Annotated in this window: 16 protein-coding genes; 9 read left to right on the forward strand and 7 right to left on the reverse strand. The window is 36.6% G+C overall.

Annotated features, from left to right (window positions below):
- The 4 genes from AEQU1_RS01050 to panC form a co-directional block, all read right to left on the reverse strand.
- Positions 1 to 1149, reverse strand: a complete 1149-nt coding sequence (locus tag AEQU1_RS01050; RefSeq protein WP_111878089.1) for an alpha/beta hydrolase — start codon at positions 1147 to 1149, stop codon at positions 1 to 3.
- An 80-nt stretch (positions 1150 to 1229) separates the two neighbouring features.
- Positions 1230 to 2201 (reverse strand): lysylphosphatidylglycerol synthase transmembrane domain-containing protein, encoded by a 972-nt coding sequence (locus AEQU1_RS01055; protein ID WP_111878090.1) that lies wholly within the window; start codon positions 2199 to 2201, stop codon positions 1230 to 1232.
- Between the two features lies 1 nt (position 2202).
- Entirely contained in the window at positions 2203 to 2553 is a 351-nt protein-coding gene (panD, locus tag AEQU1_RS01060) for an aspartate 1-decarboxylase (protein WP_111878092.1), read from the reverse strand.
- A 12-nt stretch (positions 2554 to 2565) separates the two neighbouring features.
- Positions 2566 to 3411 carry a pantoate--beta-alanine ligase gene (gene panC, locus AEQU1_RS01065; protein WP_111878093.1) on the reverse strand — a complete coding sequence of 282 codons (846 nt, stop codon included), beginning with the start codon at positions 3409 to 3411 and terminating at the stop codon, positions 2566 to 2568.
- Between the two features lie 128 nt (positions 3412 to 3539).
- Between panC and AEQU1_RS01070 the strand changes: the two genes are divergently transcribed.
- The 9 genes from AEQU1_RS01070 (at position 3540) to AEQU1_RS01110 (ending at position 13206) form a co-directional block, all read left to right on the forward strand.
- Positions 3540 to 4349 carry a glycogen/starch synthase gene (locus tag AEQU1_RS01070; RefSeq protein WP_111878095.1) on the forward strand — a complete coding sequence of 270 codons (810 nt, stop codon included), beginning with the start codon at positions 3540 to 3542 and terminating at the stop codon, positions 4347 to 4349.
- Positions 4350 to 4445: 96 nt separating this feature from the next.
- Positions 4446 to 5990, forward strand: a complete 1545-nt coding sequence (locus AEQU1_RS01075) for a DUF4270 domain-containing protein (RefSeq protein ID WP_111878097.1) — start codon at positions 4446 to 4448, stop codon at positions 5988 to 5990.
- 9 nt (positions 5991 to 5999) lie between these two features.
- Positions 6000 to 7847, forward strand: a complete 1848-nt coding sequence (gene glmS / locus AEQU1_RS01080) for a glutamine--fructose-6-phosphate transaminase (isomerizing) (protein ID WP_111878098.1) — start codon at positions 6000 to 6002, stop codon at positions 7845 to 7847.
- Positions 7848 to 7871: 24 nt separating this feature from the next.
- On the forward strand, positions 7872 to 8444 hold the full coding sequence (locus AEQU1_RS01085) for a hypothetical protein (RefSeq protein ID WP_146743696.1): 573 nt from the start codon (positions 7872 to 7874) through the stop codon (positions 8442 to 8444).
- Positions 8445 to 8570: 126 nt separating this feature from the next.
- Complete coding sequence (locus tag AEQU1_RS01090; RefSeq protein WP_111878102.1) at positions 8571 to 9293, forward strand: hypothetical protein; 723 nt, start codon at positions 8571 to 8573, stop codon at positions 9291 to 9293.
- 1 nt (position 9294) lies between these two features.
- Positions 9295 to 10188, forward strand: coding sequence for an aminotransferase class IV (locus tag AEQU1_RS01095; protein WP_111878103.1), 894 nt, complete (start codon positions 9295 to 9297; stop codon positions 10186 to 10188).
- Between the two features lie 168 nt (positions 10189 to 10356).
- On the forward strand, positions 10357 to 11862 hold the full coding sequence (gene atpD, locus AEQU1_RS01100; RefSeq protein ID WP_111878105.1) for a F0F1 ATP synthase subunit beta: 1506 nt from the start codon (positions 10357 to 10359) through the stop codon (positions 11860 to 11862).
- A gap of 69 nt (positions 11863 to 11931) precedes the next feature.
- The gene (locus tag AEQU1_RS01105; protein ID WP_068762573.1) at positions 11932 to 12207 is read left to right on the forward strand and encodes a F0F1 ATP synthase subunit epsilon; all 276 of its coding nucleotides are present in this window, start codon (positions 11932 to 11934) and stop codon (positions 12205 to 12207) included.
- Positions 12208 to 12351: 144 nt separating this feature from the next.
- Entirely contained in the window at positions 12352 to 13206 is an 855-nt protein-coding gene (locus AEQU1_RS01110) for a cupin-like domain-containing protein (RefSeq protein ID WP_408730891.1), read from the forward strand.
- A 91-nt stretch (positions 13207 to 13297) separates the two neighbouring features.
- Here the strand turns inward: AEQU1_RS01110 and AEQU1_RS01115 are convergent, their stop codons facing one another.
- The 3 genes from AEQU1_RS01115 to AEQU1_RS01125 all read right to left on the reverse strand — a co-directional run bounded on the left by AEQU1_RS01115 (position 13298) and on the right by AEQU1_RS01125 (position 16084).
- On the reverse strand, positions 13298 to 13780 hold the full coding sequence (locus tag AEQU1_RS01115) for a regulatory protein RecX (protein WP_111878109.1): 483 nt from the start codon (positions 13778 to 13780) through the stop codon (positions 13298 to 13300).
- Positions 13781 to 13882: 102 nt separating this feature from the next.
- Positions 13883 to 15427 carry an Rne/Rng family ribonuclease gene (locus AEQU1_RS01120; protein WP_111878111.1) on the reverse strand — a complete coding sequence of 515 codons (1545 nt, stop codon included), beginning with the start codon at positions 15425 to 15427 and terminating at the stop codon, positions 13883 to 13885.
- Between the two features lie 366 nt (positions 15428 to 15793).
- Complete coding sequence (locus AEQU1_RS01125) at positions 15794 to 16084, reverse strand: HU family DNA-binding protein (protein ID WP_111878112.1); 291 nt, start codon at positions 16082 to 16084, stop codon at positions 15794 to 15796.
- Positions 16085 to 16156 lie beyond the last annotated feature (72 nt).

The raw sequence follows: 16156 nt of genomic DNA on the forward strand, positions 1-16156 counted from the left end.
TTAATATCCAAAATCGCTCTTAATTTTATCTGCTCGATCCAGTAATTTATCTACAGTTATAAAATCAACTTCTTCCTTATCATAAGCTCCTTGAAAGGTCTTCATAGCTTTTTTTGGCTCACCGGTTTCTTCATAATAACGACCCATATAATAATCTCCAAGCACTGTGTTTGGGTATTGCTTTTTAGCAAGTGTTGCAATTTCACGTAAAGATTCCCACTGATTTTTCTTTTCAGCAGCAGTTGCAGTTGCTATAAAATCGTTTACTCGAATTGGATTGGTAATGCCAAAAAGATCTTCAATCACTTTATATTTATCGAGAAGATATTGGCTTATTGGCGTATCCATTTTTAAAAGTACTTCACTATACTCCCTTTTGCTGATGGGTCTGTAAACAGAAAATATTTTTTCCAAAGCATTTGGAATGCCACGACCGCCCAACGAATAATGTGTTGCACCATCAAAATTATCATAATAATAGTTGAAAGATTTACTTTTTAATCCACTTAATTGCACATTCAAATCTTCGGCAGATTCCATTAAGCCTTTAATGTCGTCAGTTCCTGTCGCCATATAATAAAATATTTTTCCTTGAATATTTGGGATTCGCTCTACTAGCCTTCCATCCATCATAGGTGCCATATCTGGACTCAAGTTAATGTACCCGTTCAATAATGGTGGGTCTTTAAATAAGTAATAATTCAGAAAATTTGCTGTAAAATCGTGACCAACTCCAATGATGAATTTCGCGGTGCGATATTTTTTGTCAATATATGGAATCAACTCTAAACCAATAAATTCAAAGAACTGTGCGCCTTTTTCACCCGGCATAAAAGTTTCCTCATCGTATGAACAGTCATCATAACGGCTCTCGCCCTGCATAATTCCTACTACAATTGATTCTGGCATATCTTCCCAATAGCTGAAATAATCTACGTTTCCGGCAACGGGCTCAAAAAGATAATCGGCATCCAGCACCAAAACGATGGGATATTTTTTTTCTGAATTTGTTTCGTAATTTCTTGGAAGTTGGATTTTCAACCTTCGAGATTCTCCGAGCTTAGCCGAGTTGAATTCTTCATAAATAATCTGGGAAAAGGAGGCGTAATTAATTAAAACGCATAAAGCGAAAAGCAGAAATTTTTTCATTGGTTAGGTTTTTTAATCTTCGGAAAGATAACAAATTTTGAATTCGTGGATTTTCTGAAAGTAAAATAATATAAGAGGAACTACAATTTAAGCCGTTTGCGATTGTAAAGTGGAAGAATCACCAATGAAAGCACACCGAAAAAGACAATGGAGCATATGTTTGAAATCCAAACAATCCATCCAAAAGCAACCCCAACAGTTTTTGCAATTCCGAAAACCGTTAAAATTCCAGCTACTGCGGCCGGATAGGTTCCAAAACCGCTATTGGTAAATGCAAAGGTGAAGCTGCCTACTACAAAAGTGATAATAATAGTTCCAAAAGGAATATTTGCCGTTTCAGGCAACGCATGCAGTGCAGTATAAAAAGAAAGTAAATAAAGACCCCAAATAATAAAGGTGTGAAAAAGAAAAGCCCCTTTTTTCTGCATTTTTAAAATACTGAAAACACCTTCTTTTAAACCAATTATGAAGTCTTTAATTTTTTTATTTATGGTCGATTTTGAAAATTTTATATAAAGCGGAATACTTATGGTAATTAAAACAATTCCGTAGATAATAACGTACAAAAGTGAAGAGGGAATGCTTTCAACAACGTAATCATATAATACGTCAAATTTTATTATTAATGCTAAAGCCGTGAAAAATAGAAGGAAAATAAGGTCAACAACTCTTTCAGAAATAATAGTTCCAAATCCTTTTTGAAAGGGAACATCTTCATATTTATCCAAAATAATTCCCCGAGAAACTTCACCGCTTTTTGGAATGAAAACGTTCATTAAATAGGCTACTGAAATTGCCATAAAATTATTGGCCAATTTGGTTTTGTAGCCTAACGGTTCTAGCATAAAATTCCAACGATAAGAGCGAGAAATATGGCTTAAAACACTAAACACAACAGAAAGGATTACAAAACCATAATTGGCATCTCCGAAATACTTTTTCGTTTCCGAAAGCTGTTGTGGAGTGAAAGCTTGATAGATATACCAAATAAGGAAAACTCCCAAACCTAGCGGAATAGCAATTTGTAAAAATTTTGAAAGGGAGCGGCTCAATTTAACGGAGTAGATTTGTCTCCTCGTCTGGGAAAACTAAGGCAGGTTTAAAGTTTTTAGCCTCTTCTAATTCCATAATAGCGTATGTAATAAGTATAAGAACATCGCCCGGAGCTACGCGTCTTGCTGCAGCACCGTTTAAAGTGATTTCTCCACTTTTACGAGGACCAGGAATAGCGTAAGTTTCAAGACGTTCGCCGTTATTATTGTTTACTATTTGAACTTTTTCGCCTTGAATAATGTTGGCGGCGTCCATTAAATCTTCATCAATAGTGATGCTGCCAATGTAATTTAGATCGGCGCCGGTAACTTTTACCCTATGGATTTTAGATTTTACTACGTGTATTTGCATGGTGCAAAGATATTAATTTAAAGGCATATTATCTATTAGCCGAACTTCGCCTGCAAAGACTGCGATAAAAGCTCTGTATTTTGAACCTTTATTTTTTCGCTTTGCCGTTTTGAGGGTTTCTTCATTGGCAATTTCAAAATATTCCAATTTCAAATGCGGGTTTTGCAAAAACCGTTCCGCAACCAAGACATTTAAATCTGCGATGGAAGTGGAACTAAATTTTTCCTGAACTTCTTTCAAAGTTTTATAAATAAGTTCAGATTCTACAAACTTTATTTCACTTAGTCGCTTGTTTCGCGAACTCATTGCAAGTCCATTTTCTTCCCGAAGAATGGGGCATCCCACGATTTTCACGGGAAGTTTTTCTATGGAAACCAACTTTTTAACAATCTGTAATTGCTGAAAATCCTTTTCACCAAAATAGGCGCTGTCTGGCTTCACTATTTTTAAAAGTTTACTCACAATTGTTCCAACTCCGTCAAAATGTCCTTTTCGGTGTTTGCCCTCCATTTCATTTTCAAGACCTCCAAAATTGTAGATTTTCGCTGAAACTGCATCTTCATACAAGTCTGAAACCTCAGGCAGATACACAATCACTTCGCCATTTAAATTTTTTAGAAGAGAAATGTCATCTTCCGGAGTACGTGGATAAGTTTGAAGATCTGCACTATTATTGAACTGAGTTGGGTTTACAAAAATACTAACCACTACCACATCATTTTCACTTAATGCTTTCTTTACCAAAGAAATATGTCCTTTATGCAATGCACCCATTGTTGGTACAAAACCTATTCTGTCATTTTTCTTGGCGGAAGACAAGGCCTGTATCAATGTTTCTTTCTGGGTATATATTACCATAAAATTGGGTTAAGAGCGGGCAAAATTAATATATTAAAGACAATCTACATAAATTTTCGTAATTTTGCGTGTTTTTAAACGCCTCGATACTTCGTGGCAAATTCCGAATAATACCTAAAACTCAATAGATGAAAGATAAAAGAGTCTTGTATGTGTCTTCCGAAGTTATACCCTACCTTCCCGAGACCGAGATTTCTTCAATGTCGTTTGAAGCTCCACGAATGATTAACAACAATGACGGCCAAATCCGCATTTTTATGCCCCGCTACGGCAATATCAATGAGAGAAGGCATCAATTGCATGAAGTAATCCGCCTTTCTGGAATGAACTTGGTAATCAATGATCTTGATATGCCATTGATAATAAAAGTAGCTTCTATCCCAAAAGAGCGTATCCAGGTTTATTTTATTGATAATGAAGATTATTTTAAAAGAAAAGCGACTTATGCAGATGAAGAAGGGAATTTTTACAAAGATAATGACGAGCGTGCTATTTTCTTTGCAAAAGGTGTAATAGAAACTGTAAAAAAATTGAACTGGGCGCCAGATATTATTCACGTGCACGGCTGGTTGGCTTCATTTCTACCACTTTATTTAAGAAATTACTACGGTAACGAGCCACTTTTCGAAAACAGTAAAATTGTTACGTCTGTATACAATCAAGGCTTCGAAGGAACGTTAGCTAAAAACACCATTGATAAAGTTCGGTTTGACGCCATAGAGGAAGATGCTATAGTAGAGCTGGAAGACCCTAGCTATGTGAACCTTATGAAAATTGCCATCAAAAACTCTGATGCAATAATTGTAGGTTCTGAGGAAATACCAAAAGAACTTGAGGATTATCTTAACACTATTGACAAACCAGTGTTAAAATATCATAATATGGATAATTTTTCCCAAGCATATTTAGACTTTTACCGCTCAAAAGTTTTGATATAAAAACACTTCGTATTCGTTATAAAATTAACGCTTATAAGGGTTAAAAATCACGAATGGTAAATTACATCATCCCTATAAAAAAATTAATAAATACAAATGAAAATTAAAAATTTGTTGCCCTTAGCCGGTGCTATATTTCTTCTTTTAATCGTAATATCTTCTTGCCAAGAAGATATTACCACGATTGGCTCTGAAATTTTAGGAACCGAAACTCCAAATGGTATTTTGGACGAATCGCAAACCGTTGTGGCATATAGCAGAAAAATGGGACCTTTGCAGAGCAATAGATTGCCCGCATACCAGCTTGGAATATATAATGACCCAGTATATGGAAAGTCTAAAGTAAATTTGTTGTCACAGCTTGCGTTGGAATCTAACGATCCCAAATTTGGCGACAGCGCAGTAGTAGATAGTGTTTTTGTTTACCTTCCCTACTTTAGTACTGCAACTACAGTAGATAGTACAACAACGTATGAGTTGGATTCTATATATGGCAGTACCCGCATAAATTTATCTATTTTTCCTTCTAATTATTTTTTAAGGGAATATGACCCTAATTCAGGTTTTGAAGAATTTCAAAACTACTATACAAATCAAGGTTCTACATTTGAGGAATACCTAGGGCCTGAATTGGCTTCTGTAGAAGATTTTCTCCCTACTCAAAACGGGTATATTATAAATGAGGGCACTGATACTGAAGAAAAAATTCCACCCGGCCTTCGAGTAAAACTTCCCATAGAATACTTTCAAGAAAATATAATTGATAAGGAAGGAAGTCCAGAACTTAGAAACAATAATAACTTTAAAAACTTCTTGAGAGGTATTTATTTTAAAGTAGATTCTCCCACAGATGATGGAAGCCTTTTTATTTTTGATGCCACCAAAGCATACGTCTCTATTTTCTATAGTTTTAATGATGAAAATGACTCATCAATACGTGATAACGGAATTTTCAAATTAAATTTTAGCGGCATTAAAGTAAATACTTTTGAAAACCAACCATTGCCTCAGCAAATACAAACAGCGGTAAGTAATCCAAATATTCAAACAGGAAACGAAAATCTATATCTGCGTGGCGGCGATGGCATCATGTCAATAGTGGAGCTTTTCGGAAAAGATAGTGATAACAATGGCGTTGCGGATGATCTCGAAACACTTCGTGATAAAAAATGGCTCATAAATGAGGCAAACCTTATTTTTTATGTGAACCAAGACTTAATGGTAGGCGGTGATACTGAGCCTGAGCGAATTATTATATATGACCTAAAAAACAGTAATGTTTTAGCAGATTACAACACAGACATAACTGGTGGACTTGATGCGGCAAACGCATTAACAAATCACTATGGAAAGTTACAGAGGGGAAGTGATGAAAATGGCGAATATTATAAATTAAAAATTACAGCTCACGTTAGTAATTTAATCAATAAAGATAGCACTAATGTACCTTTAGGCATTGTAGTATCACAAAATGTACTGACTCGGACTACCTCAAAACTGCTAAATCCAATGGAACCAAATGTACAACAGGTCCCAACCAGCAGTGTAATTTCACCGAGAGGCACCATTCTGTATGGTAATGCAACCCCGAATGTAGAAAAAAGACTAAAACTCCAAATCTATTATACCGAACCTAACTAAAACTTTTTTATGTGTGGAATTGTAGGCTATATTGGCAAAAGAGAAGCATACCCAATCATTATGAACGGGTTAAAACGTTTGGAATACAGAGGATACGATAGTGCAGGAATTGCGCTTTTTGACGGTTCCGATATTCAACTTTGCAAAACAAAAGGCAAAGTTGCTAATCTTGAAGTAAAGGCTGAAAAAGAAATTTCACGTAAAGGAAGTCTTGGTATTGGTCATACACGTTGGGCAACGCACGGAGTTCCAAACGATGTTAATAGTCATCCACATCTTTCCAACAGCGGCGATTTAGTAATCATCCACAACGGAATTATTGAGAACTATGATTCTCTTAAAAAAGAATTGATAAAGCGTGGCTATACCTTCAAATCAGAAACAGATACTGAGGTATTGGTAAACCTTATTGAGGACATTCAAATAAATGAAAAAGTAAAACTTGGCAAAGCTGTTCAAATTGCTTTAAATCAAGTTGTAGGCGCATACGCAATTGCACTTTTTGACAGAAAAAAGCCAGATGAAATCGTTGTTGCAAAACTTGGCAGCCCACTGGCAATTGGTATTGGCGAAGATGAATTTTTTGTTGCTAGCGACGCTTCTCCTTTTATTGAATTTACCAATAACGCCATTTATTTAGAAGATGAAGAAATGGCCATCATCCGCCTTGGCCGTGATGTGAAAGTTCGAAAAATTAAAGACGATAAACTTGTTGCTCCTTATATTCAAGAGCTTCAATTGAATCTTGAACAAATAGAAAAAGGTGGTTACGAGCATTTTATGCTTAAGGAAATTCACGAGCAGCCTGCTGTTATAAAAGATACCTATCGTGGTCGCTTACTTGCAGAAAAAGGAATCGTGAAGCTTGGTGGACTTGAAGATTATATTGAAAAATTCATCAACGCAGACCGAATAATAATCGTTGCCTGCGGAACTTCTTGGCACGCCGGATTGGTTGCCGAATATATTTTTGAGGATTTAGTTAGAATTCCTGTGGAGGTAGAATATGCTTCCGAATTTCGTTACAGAAATCCAATAATTTCAGAAAACGATGTGGTAATCGCCATTTCACAAAGTGGTGAAACCGCAGATACGCTTGCAGCAATAAAACTTGCAAAATCAAAAGGAGCATTTGTTTATGGCGTCTGCAACGTTGTTGGTTCCACAATTTCAAGAGAAACCCACAGCGGAACATATACGCACGCTGGACCTGAAATTGGTGTTGCTTCAACCAAAGCTTTTACTACACAAATTACCGTTTTGGCAATGATGGCACTGCGTTTGGCAAAGGCAAAAGGAACTATTGGCCATCGTGATTTTATGCTTTATTTACGCGAATTGGAGCTTATCCCAAGTCACGTGGAAGAAGCTTTAAAAACTGAAGACAAAATAAAAGAGATAGCCTCGGTTTTTAAAAACGTTCGTAATTTCCTTTATTTAGGGAGAGGTTACAACTTCCCTGTAGCTTTGGAGGGAGCCTTAAAACTAAAAGAAATTTCATATATACACGCCGAAGGCTACCCTGCCGCCGAAATGAAACACGGACCCATCGCGTTGATAGACGAACATATGCCCGTGGTTGTCATTGCTATAAAGAGCGACCATTACGATAAAGTGGTGAGTAACATACAAGAAATTAAAGCCAGAAAAGGAAAAATTATTGCAGTAGTTTCAAAAGGAGATACCGCAGTTAGAGAGCTGGCAGACTACGTAATGGAAGTGCCACATACTCCAGAAGCATTGTCACCATTGGTAACCACTATTCCTCTGCAATTACTTTCGTATCACATTGCCGTAATGCTCGGTAGAAACGTGGATCAGCCACGTAATTTGGCAAAGTCTGTTACTGTTGAATAGTTAGAGGTTTCAAGTCTTAGAATATTGAGATTTCAAAAGCTAGTTTCACATTCCTTAAAAAGTATTCTTTTAATACTGTTGAGTTTTTGTGCGTTTTCATGCATTCCGTTACAAATTGCTCCAAACATTGACGGTGCAAAAATCTACAAGGGGAAAAAATTCAAAAAACAACTTCCTAAGCAATATGTATATGTTTTTGAGGACCCAAAAGATGCAAACGAGTTTTATACTTACATTAATGCAAAATTCGACATTGACTATGATATTGGGGGAGGAAATGTTCCGATTACGATAAATCAGAAAAAATATTACCTCACATTTTATGAAGTTGAACGAAATACCAAAACAGTCAACTTAGTGCCAATTGCAGTAGATATAGCCAGTGAAAGCAAAGGCAACGACCCTATTTTTGAAAACATGTACACCTCACGAAACGGGTCGTGGTATATCGCGCTAACAGTAAGCGACGACAATTTCAACGACAACTTAAAAGAAGACGATCCCGCACATAAACAGATACTAAAACATCTGGATTATTTGCGAAACGAATATCTTACCACCGTAAATTATATGGAAGTCTATTTGAAAAGTAAATAGGAATCAATTTCTTAAACACTCTTTATCTTGGTGATTACCTTCGTAATTTAAAAACCCACGAGTCATTTATAACTTGATTCTTGATTCCTAAGTCCTGTTTCCAAATAAATTGATACATTTATTCAAATGAAAGTCATCAACCTTATTTCTGGTCCTCGAAATCTTTCCACGGCCTTAATGTATTCCTTTGCGCAGCGCGAAGACATTACGGTTTTGGACGAGCCTTTTTACGGCTATTACCTTCAAAATGCTTTAATAGAAAACGAGCATCCTTCACAAAAGGAAATCCTACAAACCATGGAATTGAAGGAAGAAAAAGTGGTTGAAGACATAAATTTACTTTCAGAAAAGAAAAATGTTTTCGTGAAAGGAATGGCTCATCATTATTTATCCGAAACTCCTTCTTTTATTTTGAATTGGGAAAATGTAATTCTGATTAGGCACCCTAAAAAGTTGATTGCATCCTTTTCAAAAGTAATCCACACACCAACTTTAGCGGACATTGGTATCAAAAAAGCTTCAGAACTTTTTTTATTTCTGAAGAAAAACGGAAAAACCCCAATCGTGATTGATAGCGATGAACTTTTAAAAAATCCTAAAACCTATTTAAAAAAACTTTGCGATTTACTGAAGATCCCCTTTTCAACAGCAATGCTCCATTGGGAAAAAGGCGGTATTTTGGAAGATGGCATTTGGGCAAAACATTGGTATGGGAATGTGCATAATAGTGAAAGGTTTGCAATTCAAAAAAGCAGCTCACAGCCTTTGCCCAAACATTTGGAACCTTTACTGGATGAAGCTCTGCCTTATTATGAAACTTTAAAAAACAATATTTTAACCAACGATTGATATGCTTCAAAAATCTAACCCCAAAAACGATAATATTCAAGTATTTATAAAAGATAAACTATATCCGCGCAGCGAAGCAAAGGTTTCGGTTTTTGATAGCTCGGTGCAAGGTGGCGACGCCGTTTGGGAGGGGTTACGCGTCTATCCTGAAGGTGTAGTTTGTTTAGACAAACACTTAACACGTTTGCACGAATCTGCTAAAACATTAATGTTTGCTGATATCCCTTCTAAAGAATTCATAAAAAAAGCAATCAAGCAAACCCTCGATGCCAATAGAATGACTGATGATACACACATCCGTTTAACGTTGACTCGCGGTGAAAAAATTACCAGCGGGATGGATCCAAGATTGAATCAAAGTGGTTCCTGCCTTATTGTTTTGGCAGAATGGAAACCTTTGGTTTACGACAATAACCACGGAATAAAAGTGATAAGCACCAGCCAGCGTCGCAACTCACCGCAATTTTTGGATAGTAAAATCCACCATAACAACTTGCTCAATAATATTATTGCAAAAATACAGGCTAACGTTGCCGGAAAAGACGCTGGTTTAATGCTGGACGATCGCGGTTTTATAGCTGAACTTAACGGCAGCAACCTTTTTATGGTAAAAAACGGAAAAGTCTTTACGCCTTTTGCGCACGCTTGTTTGCCTGGTATAACGCGAAATTCAGTTATTGAAATGTGCCAAAAAAATAACATAGAAATTACAGAAGCAGACATCACACTTTCACAATTCTACAATGCAGATGGTGTTCTAGCAACGGGAACAATGGGCGAACTTACACCTGTTGTTGAAATTGATGGAAGAAGTATTTCCAAAGAAAATACATATCAGAAAAAAATAATTGAACTTTTCACAAAAGAAGTTCACGGGCTGTGTGAAAAGCTTTGATTCTGTTTGACTTTCTAGCGTTTAAAAATCTATTGGGCTAATTACTAAAAATCTTCATTTTTTTAAAGATTGGGGTTGCAATTTTCATTCAGAAAAAACTATCTTTGCACCGTTCAAAACAGGGGTGGTTTTTTCGCCCTTAGATAACTATAAAATAAACAGTTACTCATGTCACAAAGCATAGGAAAAGTTGCACAGATTATTGGCCCGGTAGTTGACGTTGCGTTTGATAGCGGATCGGAACTTCCAAAAATATATGACTCATTGGAGGTAAACAACCACGGAAACCTTTTGGTTCTTGAGGTTCAATCTCACATTGGTGAAAATATGGTGCGTACCATATCAATGGATTCTACTGACGGTTTAAGCCGCGGAGTAGATGCAGTTGCAACCGGAGCGCCAATCCAAATGCCAATAGGCGATGATGTTTACGGCCGACTTTTCAACGTAATTGGTGATGCTATTGACGGTATTGGAAACTTGCCAAAAGCTGGTGCTGCTGGTCTTCCAATTCACCGCGATGCTCCAAAATTTGAAGATCTTTCAACTTCTACCGAAGTTCTTTTCACAGGTATTAAAGTAATTGACCTTATTGAGCCTTATGCAAAAGGTGGTAAAATTGGTCTTTTCGGAGGTGCTGGTGTTGGTAAAACAGTACTTATTCAGGAGTTGATTAACAATATTGCTAAAGGTCACGGTGGACTTTCAGTATTTGCTGGTGTAGGTGAACGTACTCGTGAGGGTAATGACTTGCTTCGTGAAATGCTTGAGTCTGGTATTATAAAATACGGTGATGACTTTATGCACTCTATGGAAAATGGCGGATGGGATCTTTCTAAGGTTGACAAAAAAGCGCTGAAAGAATCTAAAGCTACTTTCGTGTTCGGGCAAATGAACGAGCCACCGGGAGCACGTGCACGTGTTGCACTTTCAGGTTTGACGATTGCTGAGTACTTCCGTGATGGAGCTGGCGAAGGACAAGGAAAAGACGTTCTTTTCTTCGTAGATAACATTTTCCGTTTTACACAAGCGGGTTCTGAGGTTTCTGCACTTCTTGGGCGTATGCCTTCAGCGGTGGGTTACCAACCAACTTTAGCAACAGAGATGGGTGCGATGCAAGAGCGTATTACTTCAACAAAAAGAGGTTCCATTACTTCAGTTCAGGCGGTTTACGTACCTGCGGATGACCTTACGGATCCAGCACCGGCAACAACATTTGCCCACTTGGATGCTACAACCGTACTTTCACGTAAAATTGCTGAGCTTGGTATATATCCTGCAGTGGATCCATTGGATTCAACATCACGTATTCTTTCCGAAGCTATTCTTGGAAAAGAGCATTACAGTTGTGCACAAAATGTAAAAGAGCTATTACAACGTTATAAAGAATTACAAGATATTATCGCCATTCTTGGAATGGAAGAACTTTCCGAAGAAGATAAATTGGCCGTAGGTCGCGCACGTCGTGTACAACGTTTCCTTTCACAGCCTTTCCACGTAGCGGAACAATTTACAGGTATTCCTGGAGTTTTGGTTGATATTAAAGAAACCATCAAAGGTTTCAATATGATTATGGATGGGGAATTGGATCATCTTCCAGAAGCAGCCTTCAACCTTAAAGGAACTATTGAAGAAGCAGTTGCTGCAGGCGAGAAGATGCTTTCTGAATCTTAAAATAGTAATTAGAAGTTAGTATTGAGTATTTTACTCAATATTAATTTCTCAATACTCAATACTTAATATATGTACTTAGAAATAGTAACCCCCGAAGCATCCTTAGTTGCTGGAGAAGTAGAAAGCATAACAGTTCCTGGCGTGGAAGGAGAATTCCAAATGTTGAATAACCACGCTCCTATTGTTTCCGTTTTGCAAGAAGGAAAAGTGAAATTCAAAGGAAACCCAACCATTGCGGAAGGATTTCAAAAAAAATTCACCCAAGAAGATGGAAAATGGGTGCTGCAAATTTCTGGCGGAACCGTAGAGTGCAACAATAACAGAGTTATGGTTCTGGCTGATTAAACTATTTAAAATTTAAAAAAATCACATCCCAAATTCCTAATTATGGAATTTGGGATTTTTTGTTTTGTTTAAAACCTTAAAGTTATATTAACATTGACCCAACCAATACATTGAGATTTGTAAATTTGTCAGTTGATGAAAACTATGCAGCTACAGCAAATTGATAGGGTAAAAACCATTACCAAAGAAGATTTTCTCAAAAACTATTTTAAACCCCAAAAACCTGTCGTTATTGAAAGGTTTGTAGAGGATTGGCCTGCATTTACAAAATGGAACCTTGATTATATGGCCGATGTTGCAGGAGAAACAATGGTTCCGCTCTATGACAACCGCCCAGTGAGCCATAAAGATGGCTTTAATGAGCCTCACGCGAAAATGAAAATGCGCGATTATGTGGAACTTTTAAAAAAGGAACCCACCAAATACCGCATCTTTCTTTGGAATATTTTAAAAGAAGTACCACAACTTCAAAACGATTTTAGTTATCCAGATTTTGGACTGAAACTAATGAAAAGCTTACCAATGCTTTTCTTCGGAGGAAAGGATTCTTATACTTTTATGCATCACGATATCGATTTGGCAAATATATTTCACTTTCACTTTGAGGGGAAAAAAGAGGTAATCCTCTTTGACCAAAAGCAAAACGATTATTTATACAAAATTCCACATTCTTTAATTACGCGGGAAGACATAGATTTCCACAATCCCGATTACGTAAAATGGCCTGCACTGAAGAAAGCAAAAGGGTACATCGCACATTTGGAACACGGCAACGTTTTATATATGCCTGAAGGTTATTGGCACTATATGCGGTACATAACTCCAGGGTTCTCTATGAGTTTGCGAGCCATTGCCAGAAACCCAAAAAATCTAGCAAAGGCAGTTTATAATATAACTGTTATGCGCTATTATGACCAATTGATGCGAAAACTAAAAGGCCAAAAATGGATTGATTGGAAAAATAAACAAGCTATTGTTCGCACTAACAAAGCGCTTTAATTTCAAAATTAAATTTATTTAAAATACTCATCTGCAATTGGTTATTAGCCAAAGACTTTGGTGGAAAAATAAATTATATTTGAAAATATCACTACTTAGAAATTTCCCCAACTTTCCCATAAACCAACTCAGGTTCCCACCCGCGATAAAAAAGATAATCTGCTAATTTCTTGCGTTTTTTCTGAAGGTTTTTTTCCGAAACCAATTGCTGCATTCGCTTTTCAGCCAAAGCTTCAAAGGTTTTGTAATATTCTGAATCTGGGATTTCCTTTAACGCAATTTTAATATTAAATTTTGAAATTTGACGCATTTTTAATTCATTCACAATCCTATTTCTTCCCCACTTTTTCGCTCTAAATTTTCCACGCGCAAAAGCTTGTGAGAAACGAGTTTCATTTAAAAAATTGTGCCGAATTAAATGATCGATTATTTGATCCACCGCTAGAGGAATCATCCGCATTTCATACAGTTTTTGATGCACTTCTTTATGGCAGCGCTCTTGGTAGGCGCAATAACGCTCCATTCTTTTGGTGGCTTCTTCAACTGTGTATGTTTTATGGGAATTTAGGTTCATTATGTTTAAATGAAATTTTCATAAAAATAGTTCTCGACTGCGCTCGAACTGACAGTAAAACTAACAAAAAAACCCCTTCAAAATTAATTGAAGGGGTTCTGATTATTTTATCAATTCACCGTCTTTGTCGTTGAAATGATATTCGAGATACGTATACGCATCACGAGGTTGGATTTTTACCCATTTTTTGTGCTCCAAAAACCATTTGGTTCGCACACTTGGGAAACCTTTTGTTAAAAAGGCTGCTATAAACGGATGTGTATTTAAAGTAATCTTTTTATAATCTTTTTTGAAAAGGCGTTTTACCTCTTCATTTATCCTATTTATAACAATGATAGGCGCTTCAATTTCCCCATCAATCACATTGCTGGGATCTTCTTCACGGGTCTTGATGTTCATCTCTGGCCTAACACGTTGGCGGGTTATTTGTATTAACCCAAATTTGCTTGGTGGTAGAATTTTGTGCTTTGCTCTGTCATCCTTCATTTCGTCACGAAGGTGATTGTAGAGTTGTTTACGGTGATTGGCATTAGCCAAATCAATAAAATCAATCACAATAATTCCCCCCATATCGCGCAACCTTAGCTGTCTTGCCACCTCAGTAGCTGCAATCATATTCACTTCCAGCGCGGTGCCTTCTTGTGTTTTTTGCTTGTTGCTTCGGTTACCGCTGTTCACGTCTATTACGTGCATTGCTTCGGTATGTTCAATTACCAAATAAGCTCCTTTGCTACCTGATACTGTTTTTCCGAAGGAAGTTTTAATCTGCCTCTCGATGCCGAATTTTTCAAACATCGGAACATTGGAATCATAGAACTTTACGATATTGTCTTTTTTTGGTGCAATTTCCTGCACATAATCTTTTATTTGCAAGTATAGGGTCTCATCGTCAATATGTATTGCAGAAAATGAATCGTTAAACATATCACGGATGATAGAGGCTCCCCTGTTTAGCTCGCTCAGCACTTTTGAAGGGTGGTGCGCTCCCTGTAGCTTCTTACACATCGCTGTCCAGCGCTCTATAAGATTTTGTAAGTCTTTGTCCAGTTCTGCTACTTTTTTGCCCTCGGCTACGGTGCGTATAATTACGCCAAATCCTTTTGGTTTAATACTTGTTATCAAGCGTTTTAACCTATCTTTTTCTTCGTTGCTTTCTATTTTTTGTGAAACAGAAACGCGATCGGAAAAGGGAACCAAAACTATATATCTTCCAGCTATAGAAAGCTCGGAACTAATACGTGGTCCTTTTGTGGATATGGGTTCTTTTACAATTTGAACCAAGATGGATTGATTGCTTTTTAAGGCATCATTTAAATTGCCATGCTTATCAATCTCTTTTTCAAATGGAAAATTATTTAAGGAATAATCTTTTAATTTACCTGAACTTACGCTTTTAACAAATTTTAATTGTGAAAGCACTTTTGGCCCGAGGTCGTGATAGTGTAAAAAACCATCTTTCTCGTAACCAACGTTCACAAATGCGGCATTAAGCCCAGGTACTGTTTTACGAATTTTGGCGAGAAATATGTCGCCTACCGTAAAATTATTACCTTCTTCTTCTTTGTGAAGTTCTATAAGTTTTCCATCCTTCAAAAGGGCAAAATCAACTTCTTGTGAACCGGATCTAATAAATAATTCGTTGTTCACGGTATATTAATTTTGTTGTCCCAACATAAAATTGGGACGAATTAAACAATGTTTTTTACAGATTTTATATAAAATCCGGCGAAACTACACCAAAACCAAAAGCCGGCTGCTGCAATCTCATTTTCAAAGAACGCTTTTTCGTTTGTTTTATTCGGAAATTGGCCCCAAAAGACGAAATTTCCAAAATACTTTTAAAACAGAAAAAGTAGTTTAGAAACTACTTTTTCTTTTTGTGGCGGTTAGCGCGACGTCTTTTCTTGCGCTTGTGAGTCGCTACCTTATGTCTTTTTCTTTTTTTACCACTTGGCATACTAAAGTCTTTTATTAATGTCCCGAATTTACTTCAAGGACGGGTTATTATTCTTATTATTTAACGTCCACGTTGGTTTTTACACCTTCAACAAATACTTTTGCAGGTTTAAAAGCCGGAATATTGTGGGCTGGTATTTTAATAGTTGTGTTTTTTGAAATATTTCTTCCAGTTTTTTCAGCTCTTGTTTTAATTATAAAGCTTCCAAAACCTCTTAAATAAACATTGTCACCACCTTCTAATGAATTTTTCACTTCATTCATAAAGGTTTCAACTGTAGCTTGAACTTCATTCTTTTCCATTCCTAATTTTTCTGAAATTTTCGCTACGATATCTGCTTTCGTCATTACTTTTAATTTTTAATTAATTTTCTTTTACTAGATTTTTTTTAGAGACCGCAAATATACATATTTTAAAAT

Origin of the sequence: Aequorivita sp. CIP111184 (assembly GCF_900489465.1) — a bacterium.
Taxonomy (GTDB): Bacteria; Bacteroidota; Bacteroidia; order Flavobacteriales; family Flavobacteriaceae; genus Aequorivita.